The sequence below is a fragment of the Nonomuraea sp. NPDC050202 genome, assembly GCF_040656115.1.
GTDB lineage: Bacteria > Actinomycetota > Actinomycetes > Streptosporangiales > Streptosporangiaceae > Nonomuraea.
Genome location: NZ_JBFALF010000012.1, coordinates 16,206 through 39,705 on the forward strand (window position 1 = coordinate 16,206; position 23,500 = coordinate 39,705).

At 70.3% G+C, this 23,500-nt stretch carries 18 protein-coding genes; 6 read left to right on the forward strand and 12 right to left on the reverse strand.

Annotated elements, in window-relative coordinates:
* Positions 1-79: 79 nt before the first annotated feature.
* Together arc and AB0I79_RS28960 are read right to left on the reverse strand one after the other, a co-directional pair.
* Positions 80-1,843 (reverse strand): proteasome ATPase, encoded by a 1,764-nt coding sequence (gene arc / locus AB0I79_RS28955; RefSeq protein ID WP_225266745.1) that lies wholly within the window; start codon positions 1,841-1,843, stop codon positions 80-82.
* A gap of 204 nt (positions 1,844-2,047) precedes the next feature.
* Positions 2,048-2,899 carry a tRNA (adenine-N1)-methyltransferase gene (locus tag AB0I79_RS28960; protein WP_253742092.1) on the reverse strand — a complete coding sequence of 284 codons (852 nt, stop codon included), beginning with the start codon at positions 2,897-2,899 and terminating at the stop codon, positions 2,048-2,050.
* Between the two features lie 55 nt (positions 2,900-2,954).
* Here AB0I79_RS28960 and AB0I79_RS28965 point away from each other — a divergent pair, with 55 nt between their 5' ends.
* The 3 genes from AB0I79_RS28965 to AB0I79_RS28975 all read left to right on the forward strand — a co-directional run bounded on the left by AB0I79_RS28965 (position 2,955) and on the right by AB0I79_RS28975 (position 6,084).
* Positions 2,955-4,046 carry a GNAT family N-acetyltransferase gene (locus AB0I79_RS28965; protein ID WP_357879093.1) on the forward strand — a complete coding sequence of 364 codons (1,092 nt, stop codon included), beginning with the start codon at positions 2,955-2,957 and terminating at the stop codon, positions 4,044-4,046.
* 230 nt (positions 4,047-4,276) lie between these two features.
* Positions 4,277-4,780: a hypothetical protein gene (locus AB0I79_RS28970; RefSeq protein ID WP_357879096.1), complete on the forward strand. Its 504-nt coding sequence runs from the start codon at positions 4,277-4,279 to the stop codon at positions 4,778-4,780.
* 470 nt (positions 4,781-5,250) lie between these two features.
* Positions 5,251-6,084, forward strand: coding sequence for a sugar nucleotide-binding protein (locus tag AB0I79_RS28975; protein WP_357879099.1), 834 nt, complete (start codon positions 5,251-5,253; stop codon positions 6,082-6,084).
* A gap of 379 nt (positions 6,085-6,463) precedes the next feature.
* Here AB0I79_RS28975 and AB0I79_RS28980 read toward each other — a convergent pair whose 3' ends face one another.
* Positions 6,464-7,981 (reverse strand): FHA domain-containing protein, encoded by a 1,518-nt coding sequence (locus AB0I79_RS28980; protein ID WP_357879102.1) that lies wholly within the window; start codon positions 7,979-7,981, stop codon positions 6,464-6,466.
* Between the two features lie 341 nt (positions 7,982-8,322).
* A complete protein-coding gene (locus AB0I79_RS28985; protein ID WP_357879105.1) occupies positions 8,323-9,459 on the reverse strand; it encodes a site-2 protease family protein in 1,137 nt (378 codons plus the stop codon).
* Positions 9,460-9,574: 115 nt separating this feature from the next.
* On the opposite strand from AB0I79_RS28985, the gene AB0I79_RS28990 reads away from it, so the two are divergent.
* The 3 genes from AB0I79_RS28990 (at position 9,575) to AB0I79_RS29000 (ending at position 12,374) form a co-directional block, all read left to right on the forward strand.
* Positions 9,575-10,435 carry a RecB family exonuclease gene (locus tag AB0I79_RS28990; RefSeq protein WP_357879108.1) on the forward strand — a complete coding sequence of 287 codons (861 nt, stop codon included), beginning with the start codon at positions 9,575-9,577 and terminating at the stop codon, positions 10,433-10,435.
* Between the two features lie 62 nt (positions 10,436-10,497).
* On the forward strand, positions 10,498-11,694 hold the full coding sequence (locus AB0I79_RS28995; RefSeq protein WP_357879111.1) for a sensor histidine kinase: 1,197 nt from the start codon (positions 10,498-10,500) through the stop codon (positions 11,692-11,694).
* On the forward strand, positions 11,691-12,374 hold the full coding sequence (locus AB0I79_RS29000) for a response regulator transcription factor (protein WP_043627946.1): 684 nt from the start codon (positions 11,691-11,693) through the stop codon (positions 12,372-12,374). The genes AB0I79_RS28995 and AB0I79_RS29000 overlap by 4 nt, the downstream gene beginning before the upstream one ends.
* Positions 12,375-12,438: 64 nt before the next feature.
* Here the strand turns inward: AB0I79_RS29000 and AB0I79_RS29005 are convergent, their stop codons facing one another.
* The 8 genes from AB0I79_RS29005 to metH all read right to left on the reverse strand — a co-directional run bounded on the left by AB0I79_RS29005 (position 12,439) and on the right by metH (position 23,475).
* On the reverse strand, positions 12,439-13,428 hold the full coding sequence (locus tag AB0I79_RS29005) for a dipeptide ABC transporter ATP-binding protein (protein WP_357879749.1): 990 nt from the start codon (positions 13,426-13,428) through the stop codon (positions 12,439-12,441).
* A gap of 32 nt (positions 13,429-13,460) precedes the next feature.
* Positions 13,461-14,486, reverse strand: a complete 1,026-nt coding sequence (locus tag AB0I79_RS29010) for an ABC transporter ATP-binding protein (protein ID WP_357879114.1) — start codon at positions 14,484-14,486, stop codon at positions 13,461-13,463.
* Complete coding sequence (locus AB0I79_RS29015) at positions 14,483-15,496, reverse strand: ABC transporter permease (protein WP_357879117.1); 1,014 nt, start codon at positions 15,494-15,496, stop codon at positions 14,483-14,485. Before AB0I79_RS29015 ends, AB0I79_RS29010 begins: the two co-directional genes overlap by 4 nt.
* Before the next feature lie 87 nt (positions 15,497-15,583).
* Positions 15,584-17,350 (reverse strand): ABC transporter substrate-binding protein, encoded by a 1,767-nt coding sequence (locus tag AB0I79_RS29020; protein WP_357879120.1) that lies wholly within the window; start codon positions 17,348-17,350, stop codon positions 15,584-15,586.
* A gap of 49 nt (positions 17,351-17,399) precedes the next feature.
* Positions 17,400-18,392, reverse strand: a complete 993-nt coding sequence (locus AB0I79_RS29025; protein ID WP_357879123.1) for an ABC transporter permease — start codon at positions 18,390-18,392, stop codon at positions 17,400-17,402.
* Between the two features lie 237 nt (positions 18,393-18,629).
* Positions 18,630-19,139, reverse strand: a complete 510-nt coding sequence (locus tag AB0I79_RS29030; protein WP_357879126.1) for a cellulose synthase — start codon at positions 19,137-19,139, stop codon at positions 18,630-18,632.
* 102 nt (positions 19,140-19,241) lie between these two features.
* Positions 19,242-19,886, reverse strand: a complete 645-nt coding sequence (locus tag AB0I79_RS29035; RefSeq protein WP_357879129.1) for an HAD family phosphatase — start codon at positions 19,884-19,886, stop codon at positions 19,242-19,244.
* A 124-nt stretch (positions 19,887-20,010) separates the two neighbouring features.
* Positions 20,011-23,475, reverse strand: a complete 3,465-nt coding sequence (metH, locus tag AB0I79_RS29040) for a methionine synthase (protein ID WP_357879132.1) — start codon at positions 23,473-23,475, stop codon at positions 20,011-20,013.
* Positions 23,476-23,500: the final 25 nt, after the last annotated feature.

Here is a 23,500-nt window from a genome sequence, read left to right on the forward strand (position 1 = left end):
GGCGTCCGGCCGGGAAAGACGGCAGGAAAGACGGCAGGGCCGGGCGGGGAATCCCGCTCGGCCCTGCCGTCCAGGGGTTTTACAGGTACTGACCGGTGTTGGCGACGGTGTCGATGGACCGGCCGGCTTCGGTGCCCTGCTTGCCGGAGACGAGCGTGCGGATGTAGACGATCCGCTCGCCCTTCTTGCCGGAGATGCGGGCCCAGTCGTCGGGGTTGGTGGTGTTGGGCAGGTCCTCGTTCTCGGAGAACTCGTCCACGCAGGCCGTGAGCAGGTGCTGCACCCGCAGGCCCTTCTGGCCGCTTTCGAGGAACTGCTTGATGGCCATCTTCTTGCCCCGGTCGACGATGTTCTGGATCATCGCGCCGGAGTTGAAGTCCTTGAAGTACAGGACTTCCTTGTCGCCGTTGGCGTAGGTCACTTCCAGGAAGCGGTTCTCTTCGCTCTCCTGGTACATGCGCTCGACGACGCTCTGGATCATGCCCTGGATGGTGGCCTCGCGGGAGTCGGAGTGCTCCGCCAGGTCATCGGGGTGCAGGGGCAGGTCGGAGACGAGGTACTTGGAGAAGATGTCCTTGGCCGCCTCGGCGTCCGGCCGCTCGATCTTGATCTTGACGTCCAGGCGGCCGGGCCGCAGGATCGCCGGGTCGATCATGTCCTCGCGGTTGGAGGCGCCGATGACGATGACGTTCTCCAGGCCCTCGACGCCGTCGATCTCCGACAGCAGCTGAGGGACGATGGTGTTCTCCACGTCGGAGGACACGCCGGAGCCTCGGGTGCGGAAGATCGAGTCCATCTCGTCGAAGAACACGATCACCGGGGTGCCCTCTGAGGCCTTCTCGCGGGCCCGCTGGAAGACCAGGCGGATGTGCCGCTCGGTCTCGCCGACGTACTTGTTGAGCAGCTCCGGGCCCTTGATGTTGAGGAAGAAGCTCTTGCCGGACTGGCCGGTCTTCTCCGCGACCTGCTTGGCCAGGGAGTTGGCGACGGCCTTGGCGATGAGCGTCTTGCCGCATCCGGGCGGCCCGTACAGCAGCACGCCCTTGGGGGGACGGAGCTTGTGCTCGCGGAACAGGTCGGCGTGCAGGTAGGGCAGCTCGATGGCGTCCCTGATCTGCTCGATCTGCCGCATGAGGCCGCCGATCTCCTCGTAGGAGATGTCGGGGACCTCCTCCAGCACGAGCTCTTCGACTTCGGACTTGGGTATGCGCTCGTAGACGTAGCCGGAGCGAGGTTCGAGCAGGAGCGAGTCGCCCGCCCTGATGGGCTGGCCGACCAGCGACTCGGCCAGTCGCACGACGCGCTCTTCGTCGGCGTGCGAGATGACCAGGGCCCGCTTGCCCTCGTCGAGCAGTTCCTTGAGCATCACGATCTCGCCGACCTCTTCGTAGCCGAGTGCTTCGACCACGTTGAGCGCCTCGTTGAGCATGACCTCCTGGCCACGCCTCAGCGAGTCGACGTCGACGGCCGGGCTGACGTTCACGCGGAGCTTGCGCCCTCCGGTGAACACCTCGATCGTGCCGTCTTCTCTGGCCTCGAGGAAGGTGCCGAAGCCGGATGGCGGCTGCGCCAGCCGGTCGACCTCCTCCTTGAGAGCGACGATTTGGTCCCTGGCCTCCTTGAGGGTTGCCACCAGGCGCTCGTTCTGGCCGGTCACGGCCGCCAGATTCGCCTGTGCCTCATGGAGACGCTCTTCGAGGACCCTGGCCTGACGGGGTGACTCGGCCAGCTTCCGCCTCAGCGCGGTGATCTCCTCCTGGAGGAAGGAGACCTGTGTTGAAAGATCAGCGACCTCCCGTTCGCGCTGCGCGGCTCGAGCCTCAGCATCATCGCGAGCTGCCACGCCCCGTCACCTCCTTCCCAGTCGAGGGCGACTACTAAGGACCTTACCTATCTCGGGCCCCTCCGTAACCTGGCCGGGCAGTGTTCGTAGAGTGACATTCAGTATTCGTTGAATAATCCCCAATAGTGCGTTTAATACTCCCAGCATATGAACACGGCGGTCTGTTCCCGTGTCACGCACCAACGCACCCTCGTGGCCAAATTGTCATAGTTCTTCAGTGGTCCCCTTCGGTCGTCGACGGCGCGGCGGCGGGGTCACGCCGTCGGCCATGCGCCGGGCGATGACGAGGAACCCGGTGTGGCCGATCATCCGGTGATCGGGCCGAACGGCGAGTCCTTCGACATGCCAGTCGCGAACCAGGGTCTCCCACGCATGCGGCTCGGTGAAACACCCGTGATCGCGAATCGCCTCGACCGTCTTGGACATCTGGGTGGTCGTGGCCACGTAGCAGCAGATCACGCCGCCGGGCGTGAGCGCCTTCGCGGCGGCGTCGACGCACTCCCAGGGGGCGAGCATGTCGAGGATGACGCGGTCGACGTCCACCTCGTCGATGGAGGCGACCAGGTCGCCGACGACCAGGCGCCAGTTGTCGTCCATGGGGCCGCCGTAGAACTTCTCCACGTTCTTGCGCGCCACGTCGGCGAACTCCTCGCGCCGCTCGTAGGAGGTGACGTGCCCCTCGGGGCCGACGGCGCGCAGCAGGAAGCAGGTCAGCGCGCCGGAGCCGACGCCGGCCTCGATGACGCGGGCGCCGGGGAAGATGTCGGCCATGCCGACGATCATCGAGGCGTCCTTGGGGTAGATGACGGCCGCGCCGCGCGGCATGGCGAGCGTGTAGTCCTGCAGGAGGTGGCGGAAGGCGAGGTACTGGGTGCCGCCGGAGGAGCGCACGACGGAGCCTTCAGGCTGCCCGATCAGGTCGCTGTGCGGGATGGCGCCCTTGTGGGTGTGGAAGACGCCGTCCTCCTTGAGCGTGATCGTGTGGCGCTTGTTCTTGGGGTCGGTGAGCTGCACCTGATCCCCTGCCTGGAATGGCCCATGCCTGCGGAAACCCATGGCGGCAAGGTTATAGGGCTTTTGAGCGCGTCAGGACGCGCGATATCTATGGGGGATGCTCCCGCGTGACGTGATCTCGTCCGGCGCTCTGATCCTCCGGCCTCCGGCGGAGGGCGACGCCGAGGCGATCGTGAAGATGTGCGACGACCCGGTGACGGCCAGGTTCATGCCGTCGCTGCCGCAACCGTACGAGCTGGGTGACGCCCTCGGCTGCGTACGCCGCGGGGCGGGCGCCTGGGAGGACGGCGGGGCGCAGTACGCGATCACGGAGGGCGGGCGGTTCGCCGGGCTGGTCTGGCTGGCGCCGCCGGACCGCTGGGGCGTGTCGGGCGCGGGCTTCGTGGTGGCGCCGTGGGCCAGGGGCAGGGGCGTGGCGGCAACGGCGGCGCGGGCGGTGACCGACTGGGCGCTCGATCACGGCGTGCGCAGGGTGGAGCTGCAGGCCGAGGTGGAGAACGTGGCGAGCCTGCGGGCCGCGTACCGGGCGGGCTTCCGCGAGGAGGGGCTGCGGCGGGAGGCCAGGCGGCTGCGCGACGGGCGCTTCGCCGATTACGTGGTGTTCGCCAGGCTCCAGGGGGAGGCGGCGCCGGCGGTGGAGCCGTACCTGCCGTTCCTGGAGGGCGGGGCGCTGGACGACGGGGTGGTGCGGCTGGCGCCGATGGCGCCGGGCGACGCCGCCGAATACCACCGGATGATGGCCGAGCCGAGCGTGGCGGCGTACTCCGTGACGCCGCCCGCCTCGATGGCGGACATCGACCGGCGCTGCCGGTACACCGGCTACTGGTGGCTGTCGGGGCAGCGGGCGGAGATGGCGATCAGGGACGCGCGCTCGGGCGCGTTCGCCGGGCACATCCAGCTCATGCAGGTGGTCCCGGTGCTGGGCCAGGCCATGATCGGCTACTCGCTGCTGCCCGGCTTCCGCGGGCGCGGCTTCATGACGCGGGCGGTGGGGCTGGTGGTGGACTGGGCGTTCGCGCACACGGCCCTGCACCGGATCGTGGCGGGCACCGACGCGGACAACACGGCCTCGCACGCGGTGCTGGAGAGGTCGGGGTTCCGGCGGGAGGGCGTGCACCGGGAGCTGCTGCCGCGGCCGGACGGCACGCGGGCCGACGACGTCCAGTGGGCGCGGCTGCGCCCGGCGTAGCGCGGGCCCGCTCCTGTGCCGGAGCACGCCGGGGGTGTGGTGACCCGCCATGGATCACGGCGGTGTTGCGGCGGGACCGTACGGTCGGTCAGGAATTGGCAAAAATCCTGATTTCCTGTTGAGGGGTAGTCAAGGGCCGCGTCGAGGGCGATAGTCAGGTCACCCGCTGGCGAGTTTCGCGCGATCGGGCTGCGCGATCTCGCCCCCTCCGCCTCAGAGGGGATCTCGCGATGCCATACAACCGTGTCGACGTCGCCATGCGCGAACTCCTCTCCGCGTTCTCCTGCTTGCAGGCCGCGGAGCTGACCGACCGGCTGGCGCGCACCGCCGCCGCCGTCGCGGGCACTGCCTATGCCGGGTTCGTCCGGGTGGACGCGCTGCGGCAGGAGGCGTGCCCGGTGCACGTGCACGCACCGCCCGGAGACCCGCTGCGCCTGCGGCGCTGGCTGGCCGAGTCGGGGGTGCTGAAGGAACTGGCCGCGTCCTCGCACGCGGTGCGGCTGCCGCCGGACGCCTCGATGGGCGAGCCGGGGTTCCTGGCCACGCCCGTGCCGGTGGCGGCGCGGGACCACACGTTCCTGTGGGTCGCGGGGCGGAAGTTCTGCGATGGTGACGAGCATCTGCTGGGGCGGTTCGCGACCGCGGCGGGGCGGGCGCTGGAGGCGGCCAGCGGGTGTGAGGCGGCGGTGCGTCTGTTGCGGGGCGTACGGACTTTCCGACCGGTCCCACCGTGATCCCGGGGCTTCGAGGCGGGCCGGATCCCGGGAATGGGACAGCCGGTACGAGGGCGCATTCGCGGCGAGTCTCCGGTTCACAGGTGCGTTTCCACCTCCGGGGCTTTCCGAAGGATCTTCACGATTTAACGGATTAGGCGAGAAATTGCCCGGCATTTCCTGATTAGGCCGGGATGCAACTTCCCTCGCCTCCTCCCCCGCCCCGCCCGGGTACGCCACGGCCCGCCTCACGCCCGGACACGTCGCCGTCGTGGCCGCCGGGCCGGGCTGCCGGGCAAGCCTGCCGGGCACTCCCGTCGCGACGTTTCTCGGCCGCCTCGGACATCACGCGTGACGGTCGCCCCCTCCGACACCAGCGCCCTTGATGACTTTTGTCGCGTTTTCGCCTTAATGTGCTGCGATGTACTGCGAGCACGGAAGTTAGCGATCATCTCCATGTTCGTCAGGGCGCTCCGGTAGCGTGACCGGTCGTGAGGGTGCTCATCGTGGGCGGGAGCGGGTTCCTCGGCGGCGAGCTCGTACGGCGTTGCGCCGCCGCGGGCCACGAGGTGGGCGCGACCTACCTGACCCGGCCGGGAGAGCCCGCGCAGGCGACGTGGCTGCGCGTGGACGTCCGGGAGAGGCGGGACGTGGCCGCCGCGCTCGACGCGTTCGGGCCGGAGGTGACGATCAACGCCGCCTACCGTCAGGGCGACTGGGCGGTCACGGCGGAGGGCGCCGCGCACGTGGCGGCGGGGGTGGCGCGCACAGGCGGGCGGCTGGTGCAGGTCTCCAGCGACGTGGTCTTCTCCGGTGCCGGGAAGCGGTACGACGAGACGTGCCCGCCCGACCCGATCACCCCGTACGGGGCGGCCAAGGCGGCGGCGGAGACGGCCGTGCGGGCCGTGCTGCCCGGCGCCGCGATCGCCAGGACGTCCCTGATCCTCGGGCACGGCCGGTCGGGGCACGAGACGCTGGTGCGCTCGCTGGCGACGGGGGCGGGTGAGGGGGTGCTGTTCACCGACGACGTGCGGTGTCCCGTCCACGTCCGCGACCTGGCTGCGGCGCTGGAGGAGGCGGGGGTGCGGGGCCTGTCCGGCGTGCTGCACGTGGCGGGGGCCGACGCGGTGAGCAGGTACGAGCTGGGCGTGCTCATCGCCCGCCGGGACGGCCTCGACGCGGCGCGCCTCCGCACGGGCCGCCGGGCCGGCTCCGGGGTACCGGGGCCGCTGGAGGTGCGGCTGGACTGCTCGGCGACGCGGCAGCGGCTGAGAACCCGGCTCCGGGGCGCCCGCGAGTTCCTCGCGACGTCCGACGCCTCCTGAAGGCCCCCGTAAAGGCCCCATGAAGACCACCGCGCCGGGACGACCGCACCGCGCGGCGCCACGACAACCGGCACCGCATGCCCGCGCCATGAGGCCGGCACAGCGTATGCCCGCGCCATGAGGCCGGCACAGCGCTTCCCGAGCGGTGGTGGCACCGGTGCGGCACCCGAGCTCCCGCGCATGGCGGGGCGCGCCCGAGCGGCGTGTGCGTCTCTCCCCTGCGCGACCGCCCCTCATGCGACCGCCCGTACAGCCGTCCTCATGCGACCGCCCGCACGCGCTCATGCGGCCGCCCGCGCAACCGCCCTCAGGCGACCGCCTCTCATGCGACCGCCCGCGCCCACCCTTCGGGCGCGGGCGACCAGAGCCGAAACCCCCGCTACCCCCGGTGCGCCTCGAAGCGGAGCGTCCGGGAGACCCCGACGCGGACCGTGGTCCCCGGGGCGATCGTGACGGGCTCGTTCGGCGGGATGTCGTAGAAGTTGGGGTCACCGGGCGGCTGGATCTGGGTGCCGTTGACGGAGCCCAGGTCCACCAGGTTGACGTCCCACCCGTCGAGCGCCACCCGCAGGTGGCGGCGCGAGACCGAGCCGTCGGGGCTGGTGACCTTGGCGGGCCTGGCGGTGCCGCCGGCCACCTCCGGCGCGCGCTCGGGGTCGCGGCCGAGGAGGTAGTCGCTGTCCAGGGGCAGCGCGGTGCCGTCGTCGAGGACGAGGACGCCGAGCGAGGGCCGCGGCCCCTTGTAGGGGACGAGCGTGCGCTGCACCAGGGCGATGCCGCAGACGGCGCAGTAGGGCACGCGGGGGTCGTTGAAGTGGTCGTTCTTGCAGTCGACGCCGTAGACGAGCGGGCGGTCGCCGTGGTCGCCCTGCTGCTCCTGCTGCGGCGGGCCCGGGAGGTCGTACTGGTCGGGCGGGCCGAGCACGGGCGGCGCGGGCTGGTCGTAGTGGTCGGGCGTGCCCAGGTGCTGCGGGACCGGCTCGCCGACGCCGTTGCCGGAGGCGGGGGGCTCGTCGTAGGAGGGGAACTGCTGCTGCTCGTGCAGCGGCGGCTCCTGGGGGGGCTGGTAGGGCTGGTCCTGCGCGGGCGGATAGGCCTGGTCCTGCGCGGGCTGGTAGGGCTGGTCCTGCGCGGGCGGATAGGCCTGGTCCTGCGCGGGCTGGTAGGGCTGGTCCTGCGGCGGCAGGTAGGGAGGCGGCGGCTCCTGCGGCGTGTGGTAGGCGGGCGGCTCCATCGGCGCGGGCTGGGGCCCTGAGGGCGGGCCGGGCGTGATGGGCGGCTGGTCGGCCATCGGGTACGGCGGGCGCTCGACGGGCTGCTGCTGCTGGGGCTGGACGAGGTCGGGCTCGAGGTGGAAGCCGGTGGCGGGCAGCTCGCTGGTCAGGAGCCTGGGCTGGGCGGGGGCCGCGGGGCGGCCGGAGGACTCGCCGGTGAGGTCGCCGACGAGGCCGCCGCCGTGCACGATGCCGCCGGCGAAGCGGACGGCGGGGTGGGGGCTGCCGGCGCCGGGCAGGCTGAGCTCGACGCGCTCGACGGGGCCGCTGACGAGGCGGTCGGCCCAGGTGAGGGAGTCGCTGCCGGCCAGCCGGGTCTCGCCGCCGGAGGTGACGATGGTGGCCGAGGCGGAGCCGCTGACCAGGACGGCGACGCCGTCGCCGACGGGGCCGGCGACCGCGCAGGTGGCGGGGTCGGAGGCCATGTTGGCGGCGAGCACCTGCGCGGCGCGGCGGGCCATGGCCCGGCCGTCGCCGCCGGAGGCGGCGGTCTCGCGCAGCGCATCGATCAGGGCGTCGGCGGCCGCCTCGGCCGAGTCGCACACCAGCAGCAGCCCGCCTTCGTAGGCGACAAGCCCATTTCCAGGAAGCGGACGCACCACTCCGAAGCCTTGGTCGGTCATGCGTCCTCCCTCATGACGACCGTGCTGCGCTCATTGGTGCCCTCGCTGCGCTCGGTCACTCAACTCTCCTCCCCGGAAGCCGGCGTTGTTACGGCACCCGCACTGCCGTGCTGGCCACCAGCCATACGCATACCCAGACGACGAGGCCGTGTCGCGGCCCCCTCGTCTCGATTCGGTGAACCGGTGGACCGCAACAAACCCCTCAACTGTGCAAGTTTGGCCAAACCGAACACTATCGGCCAGTCGTGGTATCGCAGAAATCGCGGGGGTTGGCTCCGGGCCACCCGAAACTGCTGGACACGACCCTATCGAGGGGTCGCCGGTTAAACGAGTGGGACAAATCAGACGCCAGTGAAAACCCTGTTCACGTCGGCCGTCGAGAGCACACCGTAGATCTCCCCGCCGTCCTCGACCAGCAGGTACTCGCTGCCGGGGGCCTCGCGCATGGCGTCGATGAGCGGCTCTCCGGTCAGGCCGGCGGCGAGCACCATCTGGGGCTCGAGGGTCTTGGCCAGGGAGCCGACGTTCACCCAGGGGCGGCGGTGCTCGGGGGTGGCCTGGACGGCGGCCTCGTTGACGATGGCCAGCGGCCTGCCGTCGTGGTCGACGACGACGAGCGCGCCCGCCCGCTGCTCGGCGGCCTGCCGCAGCGCCTCCGACAGCGGCGTCTCGGCCGTCACCGGGATCGCCCTGCGCGCCAGGGCTCGCGCGTTGACCTGCGGGATCCTGGCCCTGATCTTGGCGACGCGGAGCGACTGGCTGGCGCCCATCCAGATGAAGGAGGCCAGCACCAGCGGCCAGATCACGTTGGTGAAGTCCAGCTCCCGCCCGCCCGACAGCATGCTCGCGATCGGGAACACCACCAGCAGCACGGCCAGGACCCGCCCGCCCCAGGCCGCCACGACGGTGCCGGAGCCGGGGTTGCGGGTGAGCTTCCACACTCCGGCGCGCAGCATCCTGCCGCCGTCGAGCGGCAGCCCGGGCAGCAGGTTGAACACGCCGACGATGAGGTTGGCGAACCACAGCTGCCAGGTGAGCACCTCGAGGATGCCGCGGTCGTTGATCAGGTAGACGTCGGCGACGAGGCCGAGCCCGGCCAGGCCGAGCGAGAGCGCGGGGCCCGCGGCGGCGACCATGAACTCCTTGCCCGGCGTGGGGGGCTCCTTCTCGATCTCCGACACGCCGCCGAGGAGGTAGAGGGTGATCCTGCGGACCGGCAGGCCGTACGCCTTGGCCAGCACGCTGTGGGCCAGCTCGTGCAGCAGCACCGAGACGTACAGCAGCACCGCGAACAGGAACGCCACGCCGTAGGCGGCGAAGTCGTCGAGCTGGGGCAGCATCTGGCGCATCTGGGGCCCGAACATGACGGTGATGAAGGCCGCCACGAGGAACCAGGTCCACGAGACGTACACCGGAATGCCGAACGGCTTCCCCATCCGGATGCCGGAGGACTCCTGCCGCGGGCTCTGCTCGCTCACCGCACTCCTTGAACGTCCATTACGTGCTGTTGCTGCCTTGATGCTACGCGCCCGATCACGTGATCCTCGTTCCGCGGCGGTTATTCTGTCGGGGTCTTGACCTAGAGTGCGGTGCATGACGTTGACCGAGCCGGTGATCATCGGAGCTCTCTCCCCGTCCCGGGCGGGCGATTTCATGACGTGTCCGCTGCTCTATCGCTTCCGGGTGATCGACCAGCTCCCGGAGAAGCCGTCGCAGGCGGCGGTGCGGGGCACGGTGGTCCACGCGGTGCTGGAGCGCCTGTACGACCTGCCGGCGCCGGGCCGCTCGGTGGAGGCGGCGCTGGAGCTGCTGGAGCCGCAGTGGGAGCGGCTGCTGGCCGACGACCCGCAGTACGCGGGGATGTTCGCCGACGAGGCGGAGCAGGCGCAGTGGCTGGGACAGGCGCGGGAGATGCTGCGGCGCTACTTCACGCTGGAGGATCCGACGCGGCTGGAGCCGGCCGAGCGGGAGCTGTACGTCGAGGCGGTGCTCGACGGGGGGCTGATGCTGCGGGGTTACGTCGACCGGCTCGACGTGGCGCCGACGGGCGAGATCCGGGTGGTCGACTACAAGACGGGCAGCGCGCCGGGGCCCGACTTCGAGGCCAAGGCGCTGTTCCAGATGAAGTTCTACGCGCTGGTGCTGTGGCGGCTGCGCGGCAGCGTGCCGCGGCTGCTGCAGCTCGTCTACCTGGGCGGGCAGGGCGAGGTGCTGCGCTACGCGCCGGACGAGGCGGATCTGCTGGCCACCGAGCGCAAGGTGATGGCGCTGTGGGCGGCGATCGAGCGGTCGCTGGAGACGGGCGAGTGGCGGGCGCGGCGCAGCCGCCTGTGCGACTGGTGCGACCATCAGGCGCTGTGCCCGGAGTTCGGGGGCACGCCGCCGCCGGTGCCCGACCGGCAGCCGGGTGACACGGTGCGCAGCAGCCGCCGCTCGGCCACGGACGAGCTGTAGGGCGGCGCTTATCCTCCCGGAGTAGGAGGTTCCCGGCTCTCACCTGGTCTTACAGTGAAGCGGTGCGCATAGATCGGAGCAGGCTCCACGACACGGTGCTCGCCGGGGTGGTGGCAGCGGCCTCCGTGGCCCTGTTCGCGCTGTACGGGCCCGATCGGCTGCAGGCCGAGGGGATCCCGGTCGAGGGCATGCGGCAGCCGGACGTGTTCGGGGCGCTGCTGCTGGTGGCGGCGTCGGCTCCGGTGGCGGTGCGCCGCCGCTGGCCGCTGTCGGCGCTGTGCGCGGGGCTGGTGCCGGAGACGCTGCTCAACGGGCTCGGCTACGGCACGGGCATGTCGAGCCTGGCCGGGATCGTGCTGCTGTATTCGGTGGCGTCCTACCGGGGGCTGGCGATCGCGCTGGCGGGGCTGGTGCTGTCGCTGGTGACGTACCTGGCGGGCGCCGTGTCGGCCCCGGTCAGGGTGGGCGGCGCCAGCGAGTACGTCGTGACCGCCGTGGTGCTGGTGGCGGTGTGGGGGGCGGGACGCAGCCTGCGGTTGCGCCGGGCGTACCTGGAGGAGCTGAAGGACCGGGCGGCGAGGCTGGAGCGGGCGCACGCGGCCGACACGCGGGCGGCGCGGGCGGAGGAGCGGTCGCGGATCGCGCGCGAGCTGCACGACGTGGTGGCCCACCATGTGAGCGTGATGACGGTGCAGGCGGCGGCCGCGCGGCGGGTGCTGGCCTCCGATCCCGACCTGGCGCGGGAGGCGCTGTCGGCGATCGAGCACACGGGGCGGCTGGCGATGACGGAGATGCGTAACATCGTGGGCGTGCTGCGTACCGACACCAGGGCCGACGCGCGGGCGGAGCTGGGGCCGCAGCCGGGGGTGCGGGATCTGCCGTCGCTGGTGGAGCAGATGCGGGAGGCGGGGCTGCCGACGCGGCTGCTGGTGACGGGCGAGCCGGTGCCGCTGCCCGCGGGGGTGGACCTGGCGGCGTACCGGCTGGTCCAGGAGGGGCTGACCAACAGCCTGCGGCACGCGGGCGCGGGGGCGGAGGCGGTGGTCACGGTCCGGTACGAGCCGTACGAGCTGGACGTGCGGGTGGAGGACGACGGGAAGGGGCCGGCGCAGGAGATGGAGCTGTCGTCGCCGTCAGGGCATGGTTTGGTGGGCATCCGCGAGCGTGTGGCCCTCTATGGTGGAATCCTGAACATCGGTCCGCTACCGGGGGGCGGTTTCGAAGTGCGGGCGAGGCTCCCGTTGAAGGACGGCCAATGACGATCAGAGTGCTGCTGGTGGACGACCAGCCGCTGCTGCGTACCGGTTTCCGCCTGATACTCGAGGCCGAGCCCGACATCACGGTGGTGGGGCAGGCGGGCGACGGCAAGGACGCGCAGGAGCAGACCAGGGCGCTGCTGCCCGACGTGGTGCTGATGGACATCCGGATGCCCGGGGTCGACGGCATCGAGGCGACCCGCAGGATCGTGCGGGAGGCGGCGCCGTCGGCGCACGTGCCGAAGGTGCTGGTGCTGACGACGTTCGACCTCGACGAGTACATCGTGGAGGCGCTGCGTTCCGGGGCGTCGGGGTTCCTGCTGAAGGACGTGCCGCCGGACGAGCTGGTGCAGGCGATCCGGGTGGTGGCGGCGGGCGACGCGATCGTGGCGCCGAGCGTGACGCGGCGGCTGCTGGACCGGTTCGCCACGCGGCTGCCGTCGGCCTACGAGCAGGCGGCTCCGGCGCGGCTGGACCGGCTGACCGAGCGGGAGCTGGAGGTACTGCGGCTCATCGCCAAGGGCATGTCGAACGCGGAGATCGCGGCCAAGCTCGTGGTGAGCGAGACGACGGTGAAGACGCACGTCGGCAACGTGCTGACCAAGCTGGGGCTGCGCGATCGCGTGCAGGCGGTGGTGCTGGCCTACGAGACGGGGCTGATCACGCCGGGCGCCATCTCCTGAGGACGCCCGGCGCGGCGGTTCAGCCGGCCGTGACCCAACCGGCCGTGACTCGGCCTGTCGTAACTCAGCCGGTCGTGACGGCGGGGGTGCTCGGCGCCTGCTCGGGGGCGTTCTCCGGGAAGTGGCAGGCCACCCGGTGGCCGTCGGCCAGCTGCGCCAGCGGCGGCTCGACCTGCTTGCAGATGTCCTGTGCCTTCCAGCAGCGGGTGTGGAAGCGGCAGGCGGGCGGCGGGTTGAGCGGGCTGGGCACGTCGCCGACGAGCCGGATGCGCTCGCGTTCCTTGCGCGACTTCGGGTCGGGCACGGGCACGGCGGACAGCAGCGCGTTGGTGTACGGGTGCATGGGCGACTCGTACAGCCGCTTGCGGTCGGCGATCTCGACGATCTTGCCGAGGTACATGACGGCGACGCGGTCGCTGATGTGCCGCACCACCGACAGGTCGTGGGCGATGACGACGTAGGTCAGGTCCAGCTCGTTCTGCAGGTCTTCGAGCAGGTTGACGACCTGGGCCTGGATGGACACGTCGAGCGCGGAGACGGGCTCGTCGGCGATGATCAGCTTGGGTTTGAGCGCGAGCGTGCGGGCGATGCCGATGCGCTGGCGCTGCCCGCCGGAGAACTCGTGCGGGTAGCGGTTGTAGTGCTCGGGGTTGAGCCCGACCAGCTCCAGGATGTCCTGGACGGCCTTCTTGATGCCGTTGTCGGTCTTGACGCCCTGGATGCGGAAGGGCGCGCCGACGATCGCGCCGACCGTGTGCCGGGGGTTGAGCGACGAGTAGGGGTCCTGGAAGATCATCTGCATGTCGCGGCGCAGCGGCCTGAGCCGGCCCTGCGACATGTGCGTGATGTCCTGGCCCTCGAAGACGATCTTGCCGGCGGTCGGCTCGAGGAGCCTGGTCACCAGCCGTCCCGTGGTGGACTTGCCGCAGCCGGACTCCCCCACCAGGCCGAGCGTCTCGCCCTTGAACACCTCGAAGTCGATCCCGTCGACCGCCTTGACGGCGCCGACCTGCCTTTTGAGCAGGCCCTTGGTGACGGGGAAGTGCTTCTCCATGTTGTGCACGGAAAGAAGCGGCTCGTTGTCGCTCACGGAGTCTCCAGCGCTGGCTTGATCTCGTTCTCCCACAGGTCCCGCCGTTCGGCCCGGTCGAGGTGGCAGCGCACCAGGTGGCCGCCCTCGGTCTCGGTCAGGGCCGGCACCTCGGTCCTGTCCTTGCCGCCGGTCTTCTCCGCGTACGGGCAGCGCGGGTGGAAGGCGCAGCCGGACGGCACGTTGATCAGCGACGGCGGGGAGCCCTTGATCGGCATGAGGCGTTCGGTGGGCTCGCGGTCGAGGCGGGGCATCGAGCCCAGCAGGCCCCACGTGTAGGGGTGCTCGGGGCGGTAGAAGATGTCGTCGGTGGTGCCGTACTCGACGCACTTGCCGCCGTACATGACGAGGATGTCGTCGGACAGCTCGGCGACGACGCCCAGGTCGTGGGTGATGATGATGAGCGCGGAGTTGAACTCGCGCTGCAGGTCGCGCATGAGATCGAGGATCTGGGCCTGCACTGTCACGTCGAGCGCGGTGGTGGGCTCGTCGGCGATGAGCAGCTCGGGGTCGCACGACAGCGCCATGGCGATCATGGCGCGCTGGCGCATGCCGCCGGAGAACTCGTGCGGGTAGGCGTCGACCCGGCGCTCCGGCTCGGGGATGCCGACCCGGCCGAGCATGTCGACGGCGTGCTTGCGGGCGACCTGCTTGGAGACGTTGTTGTGGATCCGGTACGCCTCGATGATCTGGTGGCCGACCGTGTAGAACGGGTGCATCGACGACAGCGGATCCTGGAAGATCATCGCCATCTTCTTGCCGCGCAGCCTGCGCACGTGCTCGGCGGAGGCGCCGATGAGCTCCTCGCCGTCGAGCCAGATCTCACCGGAGAGCCTGGCGCGGCCGCCCTTGTGCAGGCCGAGCACGCCGAGGCTGGTGACGCTCTTGCCGGAGCCCGACTCGCCCACGATGCCCAGGGTCTTGCCGCGTTCGAGGCTGAACGACAGGCCGTCCACGGACTTGACCAGACCGTCGTCGGTCGGGAAATGGATCTTCAGATCCTTGACGTCAAGGAAGCTCATGACAACCTCACCCTCGGGTCGACCACGGCGTACAGGAGGTCGACGACCAGGCTCGCGACCACCACGAAGCCGGCGGCGACGAGCACGACACCCATGACCTGGGGCAGGTCCTGATTCCTGATGGCCAGGATGGCGAACTGGCCGAGCCCGGGCAGAGTATAGGTGGTCTCGGTGAGGATGGCGCCGCCGATGAGCAGGCCGAAGTCGATGCCGAACAGGGTCAGGATCGGCGTGAGCGCGGCGCGCAGGCCGTGCTTGGTCACGACCTGGTTCTCGCGCAGGCCCTTGGCCCTGGCGGTGCGGATGTAGTCCTCGCCCATCGTCTCCAGCATGCCCGCGCGGGTCAGCCGCGCGTAGGTCGCGGCGAACAGGAACGCCAGCGTGATCCACGGCAGCAGCAGGTTGTAGGCCCACTGGGCGGGGTTGACGGTGAAGTCCGTCCACGCGCCGCCCGGCGGGGTCCAGCCCAGGCCGTAGCTGAAGACGACCAGGGAGATCATGCCGGTGAAGAAGATCGGCAGGGACACGCCGGCGAGGGCGGTGCCCATCGAGATCCGGTCGAAGATGCTGCCTCTGCGCAGCGCGGACAGCACGCCCACGCTGACGCCCGCCACCACCCAGAGGATCGCGGCGCCGATGGCCAGGGAGAAGGTCACCGGCATGCGGTCCACCAGGTCGGGCCAGACGGGCTGGCCGCTGATGAAGGAGTAGCCGAAGCAGGGCGCGGGGCACTGCTCGACGCCGGCGCCGTAGTCGTACTCGGCTCCCGCGAACAGGCCCTTGACGAACCTGCCGTACTGCACGACCACCGGGTCGTTGAAGCCGAGCCGCTCCGCGACCAGTGCCACGGTCTCCGGCGTGGCCGCGCGCCCGACGTAACGCGAGGCGAGGGCCTCGGGTGTCGCCCCCGCCCATTGCGGCACCACGAAGAAGATGCCGAAAGTGACCATGCTGATCACGATCAGCATGGCGAAGGCGCCGATCAGACGCCTGATGATGTATGTGACCACCGCTGTCGGCCGAGTGGCCCGCCCGCCGCGGGCGGGCCACTCCTGCCTTCACCTGCCTTCGCTAGATCCCCGAACCTGGTTCAGCCGTCACTGAACGCCGAGCAGGACGTAGTCGTACATGCTCTGGCCTTCGTTGTAGGCGAGGTTCGTCACGCCCTGACCGCGCATCAGCAGCGACTTGGCCCACACCACGGGAAGGATGGAGGCGTCCTCCATGACCTTCTTGTCGACCTCGACCCACAGCTTGGCGCGGGCCGCGGCGTCGAGCTCGGCGGAGGCCTGGTCGATCAGCTTGTCGACCTCGGGGTTCTTGACGCTGAGGTTGTAGTTGCCGGCGTCGCGGATGGTGCGGCTGTCGACGATGGCCTGCATGAAGCCGTAACCGTCGGGCCAGTCGGAGCCCCAGCCGTGGGTGGCCAGGCCGATGCCGTTCTCCTTGACGTAGTTGACGTTACCCGCGTAGTCGGAGAAGTAGCTGGAGGCCGGGAAGCCCTTCAGCTCCAGCTTGATGCCGACGCGGGCCAGCGCCTGCTGCATCGCCTCGGCCAGCGCCTTCTCGCGCGGGCGGTCGGAGCGGAACGACATGTTGGTGGTGAAGCCGTTCGGCTGGCCGCAGGCGGCGAGCGCCTCCTTGGCCTTGGCGACGTCACCCTTGTTCTCGGGGCTGGCGTACAGGTCGAACTTCTCCTGGCCGACGATGGGCGGCGGCATCACGTTCGTGGCGATCTCGCCACCGGCCACCGGGCCGCCGTAGGCGGTCTGGTTGGCGACGCGGTCGGCGGCCCACATGACGGCCTTGCGGCAGTTGACGTTGTCCAGCGGCTTGGTGTCGGGGATGACCGACACGTACCAGAGCCTCGGGATCGTCGGGTTGTCCGTACGGGCCTTCAGCGCCGGGTCCGGCAGCACCTTGCCGAGCGCGGCGGGCTGCATGCCGGTGCCGGGGATGTCGAGCTGGACGCTGCCCGAGATGAGCTGGTTGTCCAGGTCGTCGGCGTTGACGTTGAGCTGGACCTCGATGCGGTCCGGCAGCGCGGGACGGTTCGGGTCCGTCGCCGGGTCCCACTGGTCGTTGCGGACCAGCGTGAAGCGCTTGCCGATCTCGTTCGTCTCGAACTTGTACGGGCCGGAGGAGACGACCTTCTCCTTGTACTTGGCGCCCGTGTCCTTGTCCTTCGGCACCGGGGCCGTCATCGGCATCTGGACGACGTAGTCCATCGACGCGAACGGCTTCTTCAGGTGGAAGACGACCGTGGTGTCGTCGGTGGCCTCGACCGCCGACTTGTAGTCCACGTCGGGGGTCTCGTAGACGCCCTTGAAGTCCTTCGGCCAGTCGAGCAGCTCGTTGAGGTAGGAGGGGCCGTGCGTGAAGGTCTTCTTGTCGAAGGAGCGGGCAACCGCGTACGCCACGTCCTTGGCGGTGATCGGCGTGCCGTCCTCGAACTTCAGGCCGCTCTTGAGCTTGTACGTCCAGGTCTTGCCGTCAGGGCTGGGCTGGCCGAGCCCTTCCGCCAGGTCGGGGACGACCGTGTTGCCCTCGGGGCCGGGACCCGGCTTGTACATCGTCAGCGTCCGCCAGTAGAACCGGCCGAAGTTGAACGAGTAGCCGTAGTAGGTGTCGGCCGGGTCGAGGCTGTCCCAGTCGGAGGAGTGGGCCGCCTTGAGCGTCCCGCCCTTCTTCGTGGACGGGTTGTACACCTGCGTCAGAGCGACGTTGGCCGCGGGTTGCGCGGCGCCGCCTGCCGCCGACTGGGCGGGCTGGCTGGGAGTGCCGCCACCTCCGCCGCCACAGGCGGAGAGCACCAAGGCGAGCGCCGCTGTCGCGGCTCCTGCCAGTGCGTGTTTCCTTCTCATTGACTAACCCCTTGATGAGTGGGATGCGGGGGATGAAGCGTTGGCGGGCTCAGTGCGCCCGCGGGTCGAAGGCGTCCCTCAACCCGTCGCCGAACAGGTTGAACGCCAGGACGGTGATGAAGATCGCCAGACCCGGGAAGAGCACGAAGTGGGGCAGCGTGTAGAAGCGGACCGCTTCGGAGAGCATGCCACCCCAGGTCGGGGTGGGCGGGTTGATGCCGACGCCGAGGAAGGACAGCGCGGCCTCGAACAGGATGTTGGTCGGGATGAGCAGCGTCGCGTACACCAGGATCGGCGCCAGCAGGTTCGGCAGCACCTCGCGGAACAGGATGTAGCCGTGGCGCGCGCCGAGGCTCCTGGCGGCGTCGACGAACTCGCGCTCACGCAGCGAGAGCGTCTGGCCGCGGACGATGCGGCCGATGCTGGGCCAGCTGAAGAAGCCGATGATGAAGATCAGCATGGCGATGCGCAGGCCGTCGCCCTGGAGCCCGAACCCCTCGTTGGGCATGACGCCGACCAGCGCGATGGCGAAGACCAGCAGGGGGAAGGCCAGGAAGACGTCCATGATGCGGCCGATGACCTGGTCGACCCAGCCGCCGAAGTAGCCGGCGACGACGCCCATGACGGTGCCGATGACCACCGAGACCATGGTGGCCAGGAAGCCGATCAGCAGCGAGATCCAGGCGCCGGCGACGATCCGGCTGAAGATGTCGCGGCCGTTGACCGGCTCGACGCCGAGCAGGTACTCGCCGCTCATGCCGCCGAAGTTGCCCGCGGGCAGGAGCGTGTTCGGGTCGATCTGGTCCTGGTGGAACTCCAGCGGCGGGTGCCCGAGCAAGGAGATGATCGGCGTGGAGAAGATCGCCACGAGGATCAGCAGGAGCACGACGACGCCACCGCCGAGTGCCACCTTGTCGCGGCGCAGGCGCATCCACGCGATCCTTGTCAGCGATCGGCCCTGGATGGCCTGGCCCGCTCCCTTGAGCACCGACTCCGGATGTGCCTCCGCCGCGGAACCGGAAACGTCTAGCGGTGCGGTCATGCCGAGATGCCCCCTGGTACAAGACAACGCTGTCTTAACGCGTGGTTACAGTAGACCCGACTCGCGGACCTCAGGAGGCAGAATCTATGGCCTGAGCTGCTATGACTAGTCCCTCAGGCCGCTATGTGGCTAATCTGTGATTGTTGCGAAACTCATTCGTATCGATCTTGAAGGAATGTCGTGAACAGGTTCCGGTTGCGTCTCGGAACCGTGACACAAACGCCTCCGGCAAGTGGATCAGCTGATGCCGCGCCGCTTGAGGAGTTCCTCGATGTCGGAGAAGTCGTCGTCGCCCTTGCTCGCGGGCTTCTGGGAGACGGCCGGCCGCTGCGGCTTGCCCGGGGCCTGCTGTGCCTTACCCGCGGCGGGAGCCTGCTTGGCCGGGCCGCCCTGCGCCGGCGCGTCGGCGGCGTCACTCTTCTTCTTGCGGCCGGGCGACAGCTTCCTGCCGCGCATCACACCGGACACCACGAACAGCACCACCGACAGCCCCGCCACGGCCACACCGGCCCACACGGCCGGGTTGAACACCAGGCCGGTCACGAAGCCGGCCACCGTGGCGCCGATCCTCCACAGGGCCTGCAGCGCGCCCGTCAGATAAGCCGCGACCGGCAGCAGCGCCCACGCCGTCACCCGTAGCCCCGCTGCCGCTCCCCTGCGCCTGAAGGCCAGGAACGCCAGCGCCAGCCCGGCAAGGCTCACGCCCGCGCACAGCGGCAGCCAGGCGATCGCCTCGAAGTTACCCATCTCGCCGCCCCCTCGTCATCGCTCGCTCGTGCCCTCCATCCTGGCACGCGGAGGCTTGTCCGCCTCCTCCGCGAGAACCACATTTCCCTTAGGGGTAACGCGTCAGGACGGCAGAAGATCCCTGAGATCGGCGACCCCGATCTCCGTCAGGGACGGGACCACCAGCCGGCCGGGCGCCGGCTCGACGGGCAGCAGGCTCGGCACGGCCACGACGGCGCAGCCGGCCGCGGTCGCGGCGGCCACGCCGTTCGGGGAGTCCTCCAGGACCACGCACCGGACGGGCTGCACGCCGAGCAGCCGGGCGGCCGTCAGGTACGGCTCCGGGTCCGGCTTGGTACGGGTGACGTCGTCGGCGGTCACCACGACGTCGAAACGCTCCCTGCCGACGCTCTTGAGCACCGCGTCGGCGATGTCCTTGAGCGAGGAGGTGACCAGCCCCACCGGCACCCCTTCGGCGCGCAGGGCGTCGAGCAGCTCGGAGGCGCCGGGCATGACGCGCACCCCGGCCGACAGCCGGCTCACCATGCCGGTGACCATCCACTCGCGCACGCTCTCCGGCGGCACGCTCGCGCCGGAGACGGCCAGCATGTACTCGACGGTGCGCTCCATCGAGCCGCCGACGAGGTGGGCCTGGTGCTCGGGGGTCCACTCGGCGCCGAGCCTGGTCATCACCTCGGTCTCGATCTGCAGCCAGACGCGCTCGCTGTCGACCAGCAGGCCGTCCATGTCGAAGAAAGCCGCTTGCATTCCTGTCCCCGATCGGTGCTGCCACCCGCCGCCGCGGACCACGTGCATGGTGCGTGTCCGGGCTGAACGGCGGGCGGAATCGTGCCCGCCCGCGCGTGAACGGCGGGCGGGCGGACGTCTGCTGTCAGACGTTGAAGTACTTGGCCTCCGGGTGGTGGGCGACCAGCGCCGAGGTGGCCTGCTCCGGATGGAGCTGGAACTCCTCCGACAGCGTCACCCCGATGCGCTCCGGCGCGAGCAGCTCGAACAGCTGCTTCTGGTCCTCCAGGTTCGGGCAGGCCGGGTAGCCGAAGGAGTAGCGGCAGCCCTGGATGTTGACCTTCAGCATGTCGTCGAGCGACTCCTCGCCGCCGATCCCCCACTCCGAGCGGACCCGGGCGTGCCAGTACTCGGCCAGCGCCTCGGTGAGCTGCACCGACAGGCCGTGCAGCTCGAGGTAGTCGCGGTAGGCGTCCTTGGCGAACAGCTCGGCCGTGGCCTCGGAGATCTTCGCGCCCATGGTGGCCACCTGGAAGCCGACCACGTCCACCTCGCCGGAGTCCTTGCCCCGGAAGAAGTCGGACAGGCACAGGTGCCGGTCGCGGCGCTGGCGCGGGAAGGTGAAGCGGGTGCGCTCGCTGCCGTCGTCGTCGAGGATGATCAGCGAGTCGCCGTCGGCGACGCACGGGAAGTAGCCGTAGACGACGGCCGCCTCCAGCAGGCCCTCGGTCTGCATGCGCTCGAGCCACATGCGCAGCCGCGGCCGGCCCTCGGTCTCGACCAGCTCCTCGTAACCGGGCCCGTCGCCGCCCCTGGTGGGCTTGAGGCCCCACTGGCCGAGGAACAGGGCCCGCTCGTCGAGGAAGGCGGCGTACTCGTTCAGCGAGATGCCCTTGACCACGCGGTCGCCGTGGAACGGCGCGCGCGGGACCGGGTTGTCGGCGGCCACGTCGGAGCGGGCGGGCAGCTCCTCGACGGGCGTGCGGACGAGCGTGGCGCCGGTCTTGACGCGCCGCTCGCGCAGCGGCGGCAGCGTCGCGCCCTGCACGCCGCGCTTGACGGCCATGAACGCGTCCATCAGCCGCAGCCCCTCGAACGCGTCGCGGGCGTAGCGCACCTCGCCCTCGAACAGCTCGGCCAGGTCCTGCTCGACGTAGGCGCGGGTCAGCGCGGCGCCGCCGAGCAGCACCGGGTACTTCTCCGACAGGCCCCTGGAGTTCATCTCCTCCAGGTTCTCCTTCATGATGACCGTCGACTTCACCAGCAGCCCGGACATGCCGATGACGTCGGCCTTCTGCTCGTCGGCGGCCTCCAGGATGGCCGAGACGGGCTGCTTGATGCCGAGGTTGACGACCTGGTAGCCGTTGTTGGACAGGATGATGTCGACGAGGTTCTTGCCGATGTCGTGCACGTCGCCCTTGACGGTGGCCAGCACGATGCGGCCCTTCGTCTCGCCCTCGACGCGCTCCATGTGGGGCTCGAGGTAGGCCACGGCCGTCTTCATCACCTCGGCCGACTGCAGCACGAACGGCAGCTGCATCTGGCCGGAGCCGAACAGCTCGCCGACCGTCTTCATGCCGTCGAGCAGCACGTCGTTGATGATCTCCAGGGCGGGGCGCTGCTCCAGGGCGACGTCGAGGTCGGCCTCCAGGCCCTTGCGCTCGCCGTCGATGATGCGCCGCTTGAGCCGCTCCCACAGCGGCAGCGCGGCCAGTTCCTCGGCCTTGCCGGCGCGCATGACGGCGGCGTCCACGCCCTCGAACAGGTCCATGAACTTCTGCAGCGGGTCGTAGCCCTCGCGGCGGCGGTCGTAGACCATGTCGAGCGCGACCTGGCGCTGCTCGTCGGGGATGCGCGCCATCGGCAGGATCTTGGAGGCGTGCACGATCGCGGAGTCGAGCCCGGCGTTGACGCACTCGTTGAGGAACACCGAGTTGAGCACCATGCGGGCGGCCGGGTTGAGGCCGAAGCTGATGTTGGACAGGCCCAGCGTGGTCTGCACGCCCGGGTAACGGCGCTTGAGCTCGCGGATGGCCTCGATGGTCTCCAGGCCGTCGCGCCTGGTCTCCTCCTGGCCGGTGGCGATGGGGAAGGTCAGGCAGTCGACGATGATGTCCTCGACCCGCATGCCCCAGTTGGTGGTCAGGTCCTCGATGAGGCGGCTGGCCACGCGGACCTTCCAGTCGGCGGTGCGGGCCTGGCCCTCCTCGTCGATGGTCAGCGCGACCACGGCCGAGCCGTGCTCGCGCACCAGGCGCATGATCTTCTGGAAGCGGGAGTCGGGGCCGTCGCCGTCCTCGTAGTTGACGGAGTTGACCGCGGCGCGCCCGCCCAGCATCTCGAGGCCGGCCTGCAGCACCGCGGGCTCGGTCGAGTCGAGCATGATCGGCAGCGTGGAGGCGGTGGCGAAGCGGAAGGCCAGCTCCTTCATGTCGGCCACGCCGTCGCGGCCGACGTAGTCGACGCACAGGTCGAGCATGTGGGCGCCGTCGCGGGCCTGGTCGCGGGCCATCTCGACGCAGTCGTCCCAGCGGCCCTCCAGCATGGCCTCGCGGAAGGCCTTGGAGCCGTTGGTGTTGCAGCGCTCGCCGATGGCCAGGTACGAGGTGTCCTGCCGGAACGGGACGGTCTGGTAGAGCGAGGACGCGCCAGGCTCGGGATGCGGGCGGCGTGTGGCGATCTCCCGGCCCCTGACCCGCTCGACGACCTGGCGCAGGTGCTCGGGCGTGGTGCCGCAGCAGCCGCCGACCAGGGACAGGCCGTAGTCGCGGGTGAAGGTCTGGTGGGCGTCGGCCAGCTCCCCTGCCGACAGCGGGTAGTAGGCGCCGTCGGCGGTCAGCACGGGCAGGCCGGCGTTGGGCATGCAGCTCAGCTTGAGCCGGGAGTGGCGGGCGAGGTAGCGCAGGTGCTCGCTCATCTCGGCCGGGCCCGTCGCGCAGTTGAGGCCGACGATGTCGACGCCGAGCGGCTCGATCGCGGTCAGCGCGGCGCCGATCTCGGAGCCGAGCAGCATCGCGCCGTTGGTCTCGATGGTCACCTGCGCGATGATCACGATGTCGCGGCCGGCGGCTTCGATGGCCAGCCTGGCGCCGACGACGGCGGCCTTGACCTGCAGCAGGTCCTGGCACGTCTCGATGATCAGCGCGTCGGCGCCGCCCGCGATCAGGCCGGCCGCGTTGTCGCGGTAGGCGTCGCGCAGGCTCGCGTACGGCAGGTGGCCGAGGGTGGGCAGCTTGGTGCCGGGGCCCATGGAGCCGAGCACGAAGCGCGGCTGGTCGGGCGTGGACCAGTGGTCGGCCGCCTCGCGCGCGATCCTCGCGCCGGCCTCGGAGTATTCGAAGACGCGGTCGGAGATGTCGTACTCGCCCAGCGCGGCGAGGTTGGCGCCGAAGGTGTTGGTCTCCACGCAGTCGACGCCGACGGCGAAGTAGGCGTCGTGCACACCGCGCACGATGTCGGGGCGGGTGACGTTGAGCACCTCGTTGCAGCCCTCGTGCCCGTGGAAGTCGTCGATCGTCGGGTCCTGGGCCTGGAGCATCGTGCCCATCGCCCCGTCGGCGACGATCACACGCTGGGCCAACACTTCTCTGAAGGTCGGGGAGATGCTCATGGGGTAGAGCTTATCGGGTGCGTCT